The organism is Agrobacterium sp. 5Ca50 (assembly GCF_055381905.1).
Map to the genome: position 1 here is coordinate 2905001 of NZ_AP026438.1, position 10733 is coordinate 2915733.

Sequence of the window (10733 nt, forward strand, 5' to 3'; positions counted from 1 at the left end):
GCTACAGCAAGGAACAGGCCGACACCGCTGCAAGTAGCCTTGAGCCTTTGTTGCGTTCTGCCGAACTGGCCCCTGGTGATGTATTGCGGGTTGGCATTCTGCAAGGTGAAGGCGAAAGTGCCGCCAAAATCGTCCGCGCCAGCGTCTATCGTAAAAACCGGCACGACGTAACCGTGGCGGTCAATGACAAAGGCCAGTTTGTAGAAGCAAGCGAGCCTCCGAAACTGGATGCCGTAGCGAGCGCTTTTGAGAGCAATCCGGCGGCCGCCATGGCAAACCGTGATTTGCCGCGTGTTTATGACGGTATTTATCGCGCCTCACTTGCCTACGGCATGAACAAGGACATGATTGGCCTGATGATCAAGCTGCTAGCCAGCAGCGTCGACTTTCAGGCACAGTTGCGTCCAACTGACACGCTGGAAGCTTTCTTCTCCGTACAGGATAAAGAAGGCAAAGCCACCGACGATTCAGAACTGCTGTATGTGAATGCCAAGTTTGGTGACAACGAAACAAGGTTCTATCGTTTCCAGAACCCGGAAGATAACAGCGTTGACTACTTCAATGAAGACGGCAAGAGCATCCGTCAGTTCCTGATCAGAAACCCGGTGCCAAACGGTCGTATGACCTCCGGTTTCGGCATGCGCCGTCACCCGGTTTTGCGCTTCAGCCGCATGCACACCGGTACGGACTGGGCAGCTCCGCGCGGCACGCCCATTATTGCCACCGGCAACGGCGTTATCGAGAAAGCCGGATGGGCAAATGGTTACGGTAACCAGACCCTCATTCGCCACGCCAATGGTTATGTCTCGTCTTATAATCACCAGAGTGCCATCGCCAAGGGTGTGAAAGAAGGCGCGCGCGTCACCCAAGGTCAGGTGATCGGCTATGTCGGTTCGACCGGCCTTTCGACTGGCGCCCATCTGCACTACGAACTGATCGTCAATGGCACCAAGGTAGATGCCATGAAGGTTCGTCTGCCCGGCGGAAAATCACTGAGCGGCGATGCACTTGCCAGATTTACCGATGAACGCCAGCGTATCGATGCCTTGCTTGATTCCGAAGGCAAGCCGGAACAGGTCGCCAGCCGCTGAGTTCAAATTGTAATCGAATGACAAAACCGGCTTTTTAGCCGGTTTTTTGTGCGTGGATTTCAGGACCCAAGCGACCGTCAATCTCTGGAAACCTGGCCTGCAAAGCCCATAGAAAAAGGCGGCCACATCACTGTGGCCGCCTTGGTTTCTGGTCAAACATTAAATGCTCGGGCGGCAACCTGGCATGCCGGGCATGCATGGTTCGCCCCGATCATTGGAGCCGCCACGTTGGCGGTCCGGATCATACTGGCGGCGCGGTTGATTGCCATTGTTGCCACCGGGCCGGCTGTCCTCGCTCCAGCGCGGAGGATCCCGGCGATTATCGTCTCTCCGGTTATCGTCTCTGCGGTTGTCGCTGCGTTGGTCATCGTCGCGCCGGTCATCACGGCGCGGCGGACGCTGACCACTATCCCACTCCTGACCGTAACGCTGTTCCCAACGGCCATCATTGGGACCACGTGGCGGCGGCGGGCGGTTCCAGTTGCCATCACCGGGACGTGGTGGCGGGCGGTTCCAGTTGCTATCACCGGGACGTGGCGGTGGACGATTCCAGTCACCGTCACCCGGACGTGGTGGGGGGCGGTTCCAATCGCCAGGGCGTGGTGGCGGAGGTCTGTTCCAGCCGGGAGGTGGTCCACCCCAATCATTACGAGGTGGGCGCGGACGGCTCCAACGATCGCGATCACGATAAAAATCACGGTCGCGATAATAGCGATCCCAGTAGGTACCGACATCGAAGGTGATGATCGGAACGCCCAGATCGCGGTAATAACGTGGTTCGACATAAACGCGGTTCTGGCGATATTCGGCCTGAACATAACGGCCCGCTACCCAGCCACGTCCACGGCTGAATGAAACGTCGCACCATGGCGTGTCGGAAAGGCAGCCATAAATGACCAAGGGCGCGCCTTCCGGTATCACCACAACCGCGGGATATGCGGTGCTCGGGCCTGAGCGCATGTTGACGTTTGCGGTTGCAAAGCCTCGAGTGGCCGCCTGCGCAAGCGCCGGCATGGCGACAAGCGCCAGAAGCGCAATTGCACCATATAATTTCTTCTTCACGTTCGTTCTCTCCCTGGACAAGGCCCGCCTGCCGATTTCCGGCATCCTTCTTAATCATCGTTGGAACGCAATTTGGATTTTTTGATGATGATAAAATTCTGCTTCCAAACTGCGTGATATCATGCCGCAGATGTCTGGAAAATGCCGACTTTTCAGTCTTTTATTACGGCGTTAACGAACTGGCCGTCAGGTTGTTCCAAAGGTATCTCTTGACTTCGTTCGTCAATCATCGGACTCCAGTCCACAAACAGCTTGGAGCATTGCAGATGAACGAAACAGCAAAAACGACCATCGACCAGACGGAAGTTGACCGCTTTTCGGCCATGGCCGCAGAATGGTGGAGCCCGACCGGCAAATTCCGTCCGTTGCACAAGTTCAATCCCGTGCGCCTCGAATATATTCGCAACCAGGTCTGCGAAGCATTTGGGCGTGACCCTAAATCCCATAAGCCACTCGAAGGACTTCGTATTCTTGATATCGGTTGCGGCGGCGGCCTGCTCTCAGAGCCCGTTGCCCGTATGGGTGCGGACGTTGTTGGCGCGGATCCATCGGAAAAGAATATAGGCATTGCATCGACCCATGCCCGTGAAAGTGGTGTCTCGGTCGACTATCGTGCCGTCACCGCCGAACAGCTTCACGAAGCAGGCGAGACATTCGATGTGGTGTTGAACATGGAAGTGGTGGAGCATGTCGCGGATGTCGACTTCTTCGTGACAACATGTGCAAGCATGGTGCGTCCCGGCGGCCTGATGTTTGCTGCCACCATCAACCGCACGCTCAAGGCGCGCGCCCTTGCCATCTTCGCGGCCGAAAATGTTCTGCGTTGGCTGCCGCGCGGCACGCATCAATATGAGAAACTGGTTCGTCCGGAAGAGTTGGAAAAGCCGCTGACCGAAAGCGGCCTGCAGATCATTGACCGCACCGGTGTGTTTTACAATGTGCTGCAGGATCGCTGGAACCTGTCCAGCGATATGGACGTAAACTACATGCTGCTGGCAAAACGCCCCGCATAAGATTTACGCAGTTCAGTTCACATCATCCGGGATGAAGTTTAGTTCACATCATCCGGGATGACAGGCAACGGCGCAATATCGATGCCTTCTTCGACCAATGCCTTGGCTTCCTGCAAGGTCGCCTGCCCGATAATGCCGCGTTGGTCTGCCTCACCGTAATGGATTTTGCGGGCTTCCTCGGGGAACCGCTCGCCGACATCTTCCGTATTGGCACGAATTTCCGCCAACGTTTCTTTCACCTTGGCCAGCACCGCTTTTTGCGCTGTATCCATCGCCAGGGTGCGCATTTCATCCTGTTTGCGTGCAGTAGATACAGAAGGCGCCATCAGCGCCTTCGTAACCTGAAGAGAATTGCAAACCGGACATGATACGAGACCACGTTCGACCTGCTGGTCGAAATCGGCACTGCCTGCAAACCAACCTTCAAACTCATGCGCCTTTTCGCAACTAAGCGAGTAACGGATCAAGCCGCCTCACCTCCAGCTGAAGACGCTGCTTTAACTGTGTCCAGTTTGAAATCACGTGCGTTCTTGAGGTTCGGGATTTTTCCACGTGCAGCGGCGACTGCCGAAGGATCGATCTCCGCATAGATGATTTCCGCACCTGCTCCACCGGCAACGGCCAGAACCTTGCCCCATGGGTCAACGATGATCGAATGACCGAAGGTTTCGCGCTCGTCTTCGTGAACACCGGCTTGTGCCGCGGCAATCACAAAAGCACCATTTTCAATGGCACGGGCGCGCAAAAGCACTTCCCAATGTGCTTCACCGGTCTGGCGGGTAAAAGCGGCCGGAACCGTCAGCACCTCAGCGCCTGCAACGGCTTCCGTTCTGAACAGTGACGGGAAACGCACGTCGTAACAAATGGCAAAACCGAAGGATGCCAAAGGCAGCGTCGCAACGCGCGCATTAGTACCCGGCTCATAGGCTGCACTCTCACGCCAGCTCTCACCATTGTCGAGATCGACATCAAACATGTGGATCTTGTCATAGCTGCAGATCCTCTGACCATCAGGCGCAAACAGGAAACCACGATTGGCAATCTTGCCATCATCTCTGGCAATGGCCGTTGAGCCGACATGCACGTAAATACCAAGCTCCTTGGCAAGTCTTGCAGCAGTCGTTGCAATGATATCGGTGTCTTCATCTTTCAGGACAGCACGCAACGCAGCGCGATCCTTCTGTATTGCACCGGTCATTTCCGGCGTCTGAACGTAAACAGCGCCATTGGCCGCCGCTTCACGGATCAGCTTTTCCATCTCAACGGCATTTTTCTCCGGATCAACACCGGAGCACATCTGAATTGCGGCAGCCTTGAAAGTCATCTCGCTATCCCGTTCTCAGTTCGCAAGCATCGCGTCGAGTTTGCCATCCCGTTCAAGGGCATGCAAATCATCACAACCACCGACATGCTGGCCAGCGATGAAGACCTGCGGGAACGTATTACGTCCGGATTTCTCGATCATTTCCTGCCGATATTCTGGCGTTACAGTCGCGTTATACTCCGCATAATCAACGCCCTTCTCATCAAGAAGAGCCTTTGCGCGGGCGCAATAACTGCAAAAATCGCGTGTGTAGATCGTGACAGATGCCATAGGTTTTCCCCAGGGTTATGCAACATCATCAATGGAAGGCGTTTCCGCCTGTTCACCCCGTCATATAGGGCCGGAAATAGCCATTGCAAAGGTCAAAACGGTGACATCTGCGGCGCCCGCTTTCTTTAATAGTCGCGATACCGCTGAAACGGTCGCACCGGTGGTATAAACATCATCCACCAGCACCACTCTTTTCCCTGCAACATCCAGTTCGCGTCCCGGCGCAAAGGCAAATGCACCTCGCATATTCTCCTGTCGCCCCTTTGCAGTGAGGCCAACCTGTCGTTTGGTTGGTTTGGTCCTGATAACGGATGAAGACAGAAAAGGCTTTCCTGAAAGGTCCGCCAGATGGCGTGCCAGTTCTGCAGATTGATTGAAGCGCCGTGATATAAATCGTCTCCGGTGCAGTGGCACGGGTATGATGTAGTCACATTGTTCGATCATGCCGTCACTGGCGCGCAGCATCCAGACAGCCATCGTGCTGACAAGATCCAACCGATCGAGATATTTCAGTTGATGAACGAGCTTGCGCGCAGCGCCCTCGTGAATGACAGCTGATCGCAAACGGTCAAAAGGTGGTGGGTTGGCAATCGCTTCGGACGAGAGCATGCCTGGGCCCGGATCACTGGAAAACGGCAGTCCCAGAATTTCGCAATAGGGACGTTCGATAAATCCAATGCCACTCCAGCACTCACTGCAAAATGCACCGCCTCGCGAGATAATAATGCCGCAACCGGCACATTGTGGAGGATAGACGATATCAACTACCGCCCTGCCCCATTGGCGTAGCAGCCCAAATGGTCCCGATGATAAAAATTGCAACCTGCCCGACCCCATGATGTTGACATTACCTTCGAACGGGTGCCTTTGCGAAGCAAATATTCTGAAGGCCATCCCATGGACATACTTTTCGACCAGCGGCTGATTGAAGCCAATCGCAAACGCGCTCTGCGCACACTGGATGAAAAGGCGCTTTTTCTGCTCGATATCGCCGCCGATGAAATTGCCGAACGGCTTGTTGTCGTTGAGCGGCAGTTTGAGACAGCGGTCGAACTTCATGGTGCAACCGGCATCACCGCACGACGGATCATGCAGACCGGCAAGGTCGAAACGTTACACCGTGTTGAAATAGACGCCGCATTTGCCCAATCAGGCGAAACAGTACAGGTCGCTTCGCTGGAGCAATTTCCACTCGAAGAGGCCTCGGCCAACCTTATCGTGTCGCCACTTGGCCTACACCTTACCAATGACACACCCGGTGCCTTTATCCAGATCAGACGCGCATTGAAGCCAGACGGCCTGTTCATGGGGGCAATCCCCGGCGCCGGTACCCTTGCCGAATTGCGCGACGTGCTGCTCAGCACAGAGGCCGAGCTGACCGGCGGTGCCAGCCCGCGTGTCATTCCTTTTGCGGATGTGCGTGATGTTGGCGCCCTCTTGCAACGCGCAGGTTTTGCCCTGCCGGTAACCGACACCGAAACCTATACGGTACGTTACGATTCCATTTTCCCGCTGATGCGTGATTTGCGTGCGATGGGCATGGCCAATCCGTTGATGGGCCGCAGCCGTGCGCCGCTTAATCGTCACTTCTTCATGCGGGCTGCCGAGATTTACGCCGAGCGATATTCCGATCCGGACGGTCGCATCCGCGCCACCTTCTCATTCATCTATGTGTCAGGCTGGGCACCCCATGACAGCCAGCAGAAGCCGCTTAAGCCAGGCTCGGCAAAAATACGGTTGGCGGATGCCCTGAAAACCAAGGAAATAAAGCTTTGACCTCGGTCATGCCGAGCATGGCAGGGTGAACAAGTTGCAATAACGACAGGAAGAACGGCCTGAGCTTTCAGGCCGTCGAACTTGCCAGTGCGTTATAGATGATATCGAATATCTTGCCCAGATTTTCGGTGATCGCACCAAAGCCCAGAATAATGGCGATAGCGATCAAGCCACCGATCAAGCCGTATTCAATAGCGGTCGATCCCTTACAATCACGCAGCATCTCAAAAAGCTGGCGCATTGATTTTCCTTGTCCGGCAAGCCGAGCCTGCTGCTGCTTGAATGATGTCGTCATTTCGGCGCGCGCAATTGCGGCCGGAACATATGAACAGGGTCATTTCATGCCGATAATGTCGGCACGGGCCTCCCGGCCGCACTGCAGGTACAATCAGCAGCCGCTTTCGTTGCCATAGCCTTCAACAATACAAACCGAACCGGGTGTTTGCTGGAGAATACTGCGCCGAATGGAATAGGTTTTTTTGCCGTCTACCGAAGCAGCAGGCTTGATCGATCCGGTGGTAATCATGTCGAAATTATCAGGAACCTGCGCCAGACGCGGCTCTCTATTCTTGCCAGCCACCATCGGTGTGATGATCAAAGACAGCGCAATGGCTGCCGTACCGAACAGCAGGGCAATGTTCAAAATGCCAGTTTGGCGCGCCTTACGAGAATAAGGCCGACGGACCTCTACGGTCTTCCAGAAATCCTCGTTCATCGTTACGCCTCGTTTACCAATTCTACGCAGTGGAATGTGCCAGATGGTGCTAAACGATCTATTAACGGACGATCAATTTTAGAAAGATCTAAAGCAAATCCTGAAGGTAAGGGATAAGCGGTTCGTCGGCGGGTGGCATAGGGTAATCACGCAGTGCATTGACCTTTACCCATTTGACCAGCTGACCTTCGCGACCGTAGGGGATTCCCTCATAACGACGGCATACGAAAAGTGGCATCAGCAGGTGAAATGTCTCGTAGGAATGGCTAGCAAAAGTCAGCGGCGCAAGGCAGGCAACCTTGGTGCGAATGCCCAGTTCCTCTTCCAACTCCCGCACCAGTGTTTCCTCAGGCGTTTCTCCTGCTTCCAGCTTGCCGCCGGGAAATTCCCAAAGGCCTGCAAGAGACTTTCCTTCAGGACGTTGTGCCAGAAGAATACGGTTGTCACTGTCAACGAGCGCGCAAGCCGCAACCAGTACGATCTTCTTTCCCGCTTCGCTCATTGCGCATCGCCTTTTCGCCAGTAAGCATAGGTGTAGGCTTCGGTGAAACCGAACTTCTCGTAGAGTGCCAACGCCGGTTTGTTGGTTGAAACCACCTGCAACCAGGCGAGCTTGGCACCGCTCAACCGCGCCCAACGCAGCGCCGAAGTCAGCACCTGCGTCGCGATACCCAAACGACGGCTGTCCTCTGCCACATCCAAGGAGAGAATGCCGGCAAGATCGATGTCCTGTACGCAGATGACGGTCGCCTGCGGTTCGCCCTCGACGTCTTCCTTGATAAACAGACCAAGCGGCGGCACGATCGAGCTGACGATCTCGGCAATAGCCGGACGCAGCCCGGCATCATCGCCAGAGACCTTGAGGTGAGCCTCAACGAAACGCCCGACATCCTGGCTTGGCAGGTGTGAGATAGTTTCCGGCAATTCCGCGCTTGAAATGTCGGCGGTCATCACCTTGACCTCTTCAAAGGCAGACCAGCCGCTTTTGCTTAGATGTTCGCGCAATTGCGGTGGCATCAGTGGCGTTTCGCGCACCAGAAGCGGCCGTCCATAATCTTCAAACCGCTTGCGCGCTTTTTCCAGCCGCATATCGGTATTGCCGTAATCCGAAGGATCCAGCGGCACGACACAGTTGATGCGCTTGGAAGGATGCGAACCTGTCATGCGCACCTGCCAGCTGCCATCATAAACAACTGATGATGCTGGCCACGCACGGAAGCTGACCGCCTCTAAACGGCGAACCAGCGGAAAATTGACATTATTTTTAGGCTTATCGACAGTCACAAAATCAGCTCCGGTAGTCACCGTTGATCGCCACATATTCCTTGGTCAGATCACAGGTCCAAACCGTAGCGGTGCCATTGCCAAGACCGATATCCACCTTGACAGCAATATCTTCCAGCTTCATGACCGCAGTTGTTTCCGCTTCCGAATAGGCCGGATCACGTTCACCATTAACGGCAACACGAACATTGCCAAACCAGATGGCCAGAAGGTCGCGGTCAGCCATTTCACCGGACTTGCCAACGGCCATGACAACACGGCCCCAATTGGCGTCTTCGCCGGCCACAGCTGTTTTGACCAACGGCGAATTGGCAATCGAAAGTGCAATCTTTTTGGCAGCGGCATCATTTTCCGCGCCGGTGACCGTCACTTCAACCATCTTGCGTGCGCCTTCGCCATCGCGAACCACCTGCAGTGCCAGATCCTTGAGCAGATCGTTTAGCGCTTCACGGAAGGACGCAAGGCGGGCATCGTCGCCCTTTTCAACACGGGCCTGGCCATCAGCGGCAGCGGCACCCGTGGCAAACAGCATCAATGTGTCGGAGGTCGATGTATCGCTATCAACCGTAACCGAGTTGAAAGTCGGGCCAACACCGGCGGACAACAGCGCCTGAAGCGCTTCAGGCGCAATATCGGCATCGGTCACCACAAAGGACAGCATGGTCGCCATGTCAGGCGCAATCATGCCCGCACCCTTGGCGATACCATTGATTGTCACCTTCACGCCGCCAATGTCGGCAGTGCGGGTTGCAACCTTGGGATAAGTGTCCGTGGTCATGATGGCTTCAGCAGCCTGCTTCCAGAAATCACCGGTCGCGTCACTGTGCATCTGGGCAAGAACGCCTGCAAACTTTGTTGCGTCAAGCGGCTCACCAATGACCCCGGTCGAAGCGAGATAAACTTCATTTTCGCCGCATCCAACAGCAGCGGCTGCAGATTGTGCCGTCAGTGTGGTGGCTTGCTTGCCCTTTACGCCAGTGAAGGCGTTGGCGTTACCGGAATTGACGACCACTGCACGGGCAACGCCATGTGCAAGGTTGGCGCGGCAGAAATCAACTGGCGCAGACGGGCACTTTGACTTGGTGAAAACACCGGCAACACTGGCCGGCTTGTCGAAGACCATCATCAAAACGTCTGTGCGGTTCTTGTATTTTATGCCAGCTGCCGCCGTTGCCATGCGCACACCGCGCAAGGAAGGCATTTCGGGATAGGATTTGGGAGCGAGCGGAGAAACGGCAACGGACATGACGGAACCTGACAGAAACGGGGTGGGGCTATGGAAAACGGGGCGGTAATGACCGCCCCGCGAAATATCGATTATGGCTGCGGCTGCGGCTGTGCCGCCTCAGCGTCCTGCGCTTTGTTGACTTCGTCGTAGCCAGTCTTGAGCGCCGGGTCCATGATGTCGATCTTCTGCTCGGTCTTTGCCTTTTCAATCAGCGCAACATATTTTTCGCGCATGACCATCTGGCGAACCTGCTGCTCGACCTGATCAAATGGTGGTGGCGGTGCAATACGCTTGTCTTCCAACTTGATCACGTGGAAGCCGAACTGGCTCTTGACTGGGGTCTTGGTGTAAGCGCCCTTTTCGAGAGCAAAAGCAGCCTGTTCGAATTCCGGCACCATGCGGCCCTTGCCGAACCAGCCGAGATCGCCACCCTCATCCTTGTTGGAATCGGTGGACTTCTCTTTGGCGATTTCAGCAAAATCCTTGCCTTCATCAAGCTGCTTGATGACATCCTTGGCCACGTCTTCAGACTCAACCAGAATATGACGGGCGTGAACTTCTTCTTCCTGTGGCATCGCAGCGACTTCCTTGTCGTAGCGTGCCTTGACCTCTTCAGGCGTCACGGCGTCGGAAACGTGCTTGAGGAAGTAAGCATTGTGAAGTTCGCGCTCAGTGATGAAATTGACGCGGTTCTTGAAAGCGTCGGTGTCTCTGAGACCTTCCGCATCAGCATCCTTTACCAGCAGCTTCACATCGATGATGGACGACAGAGCTGCAACTTTTTTCTGCTCATCGGGAAACTGGGCAAATTGCGGGTCGAGATTGGCAATTGCCAGATCAAGTTCGGACTGGTGAATTTCCAGATCGCCCACTTTTGCAACAACGGCGTCTTCCTGCGCAAAAGCTGGAAGTTGAAGGCCAAGCGTCGCCACGATTACGGCGGCGGCAATTTTGTTATAGCGCAACATAA

Annotated in this window: 14 protein-coding genes (1 of these 14 cut by a window edge); 3 read left to right on the plus strand and 11 right to left on the minus strand. The window is 55.1% G+C overall.

Translation table 11 applies throughout. The features are described from left to right. Positions 1-1091, plus strand: partial view of a M23 family metallopeptidase gene (locus tag ACZ5FM_RS14020; RefSeq protein ID WP_464038991.1) — the 3' portion only. Its footprint begins 856 nt before the window's first position; the window shows 1091 of its 1947 coding nt (coding positions 857-1947); its start codon lies beyond the left edge, outside the window; its stop codon occupies positions 1089-1091. 159 nt (positions 1092-1250) lie between these two features. Here the strand turns inward: ACZ5FM_RS14020 and ACZ5FM_RS14025 are convergent, their stop codons facing one another. Then, positions 1251-2153, minus strand: coding sequence for an SH3 domain-containing protein (locus tag ACZ5FM_RS14025; RefSeq protein ID WP_464038992.1), 903 nt, complete (start codon positions 2151-2153; stop codon positions 1251-1253). Positions 2154-2419: 266 nt separating this feature from the next. Between ACZ5FM_RS14025 and ubiG the strand changes: the two genes are divergently transcribed. Continuing rightward, positions 2420-3166 carry a bifunctional 2-polyprenyl-6-hydroxyphenol methylase/3-demethylubiquinol 3-O-methyltransferase UbiG gene (ubiG, locus tag ACZ5FM_RS14030; protein ID WP_464038993.1) on the plus strand — a complete coding sequence of 249 codons (747 nt, stop codon included), beginning with the start codon at positions 2420-2422 and terminating at the stop codon, positions 3164-3166. A gap of 38 nt (positions 3167-3204) precedes the next feature. Here ubiG and ACZ5FM_RS14035 read toward each other — a convergent pair whose 3' ends face one another. From ACZ5FM_RS14035 to ACZ5FM_RS14050, 4 genes are read right to left on the minus strand one after another with little or no spacing between them, the layout of a single operon-like run. Next, the gene (locus tag ACZ5FM_RS14035; protein WP_312950198.1) at positions 3205-3633 is read right to left on the minus strand and encodes a DUF1178 family protein; all 429 of its coding nucleotides are present in this window, start codon (positions 3631-3633) and stop codon (positions 3205-3207) included. After that, positions 3630-4490, minus strand: a complete 861-nt coding sequence (locus tag ACZ5FM_RS14040; RefSeq protein ID WP_464038995.1) for a carbon-nitrogen hydrolase family protein — start codon at positions 4488-4490, stop codon at positions 3630-3632. The genes ACZ5FM_RS14035 and ACZ5FM_RS14040 overlap by 4 nt, the downstream gene beginning before the upstream one ends. Before the next feature lie 15 nt (positions 4491-4505). Next, the gene (grxC, locus tag ACZ5FM_RS14045; RefSeq protein WP_192491429.1) at positions 4506-4760 is read right to left on the minus strand and encodes a glutaredoxin 3; all 255 of its coding nucleotides are present in this window, start codon (positions 4758-4760) and stop codon (positions 4506-4508) included. A gap of 60 nt (positions 4761-4820) precedes the next feature. Next, positions 4821-5597 (minus strand): ComF family protein, encoded by a 777-nt coding sequence (locus ACZ5FM_RS14050; protein WP_464038996.1) that lies wholly within the window; start codon positions 5595-5597, stop codon positions 4821-4823. A 60-nt stretch (positions 5598-5657) separates the two neighbouring features. On the opposite strand from ACZ5FM_RS14050, the gene ACZ5FM_RS14055 reads away from it, so the two are divergent. Beyond that, positions 5658-6536: a methyltransferase domain-containing protein gene (locus ACZ5FM_RS14055; RefSeq protein WP_250985620.1), complete on the plus strand. Its 879-nt coding sequence runs from the start codon at positions 5658-5660 to the stop codon at positions 6534-6536. Positions 6537-6603: 67 nt separating this feature from the next. On the opposite strand, the gene ACZ5FM_RS14060 is transcribed toward ACZ5FM_RS14055, so the two are convergent. The 6 genes from ACZ5FM_RS14060 to ACZ5FM_RS14085 form a co-directional block, all read right to left on the minus strand. Beyond that, positions 6604-6777, minus strand: coding sequence for a Flp family type IVb pilin (locus ACZ5FM_RS14060; RefSeq protein ID WP_250985619.1), 174 nt, complete (start codon positions 6775-6777; stop codon positions 6604-6606). A 147-nt stretch (positions 6778-6924) separates the two neighbouring features. Further along, positions 6925-7251: a hypothetical protein gene (locus tag ACZ5FM_RS14065; RefSeq protein WP_250985618.1), complete on the minus strand. Its 327-nt coding sequence runs from the start codon at positions 7249-7251 to the stop codon at positions 6925-6927. Between the two features lie 88 nt (positions 7252-7339). Then, positions 7340-7753, minus strand: coding sequence for an 8-oxo-dGTP diphosphatase MutT (mutT, locus tag ACZ5FM_RS14070; protein ID WP_192491434.1), 414 nt, complete (start codon positions 7751-7753; stop codon positions 7340-7342). Further along, complete coding sequence (locus ACZ5FM_RS14075) at positions 7750-8535, minus strand: GNAT family N-acetyltransferase (RefSeq protein ID WP_250985617.1); 786 nt, start codon at positions 8533-8535, stop codon at positions 7750-7752. The genes mutT and ACZ5FM_RS14075 overlap by 4 nt, the downstream gene beginning before the upstream one ends. A 4-nt stretch (positions 8536-8539) precedes the next feature. After that, positions 8540-9781, minus strand: a complete 1242-nt coding sequence (argJ, locus tag ACZ5FM_RS14080; RefSeq protein WP_464038998.1) for a bifunctional glutamate N-acetyltransferase/amino-acid acetyltransferase ArgJ — start codon at positions 9779-9781, stop codon at positions 8540-8542. 71 nt (positions 9782-9852) lie between these two features. Further along, on the minus strand, positions 9853-10731 hold the full coding sequence (locus ACZ5FM_RS14085) for a peptidylprolyl isomerase (RefSeq protein ID WP_250985615.1): 879 nt from the start codon (positions 10729-10731) through the stop codon (positions 9853-9855). Positions 10732-10733 lie beyond the last annotated feature (2 nt).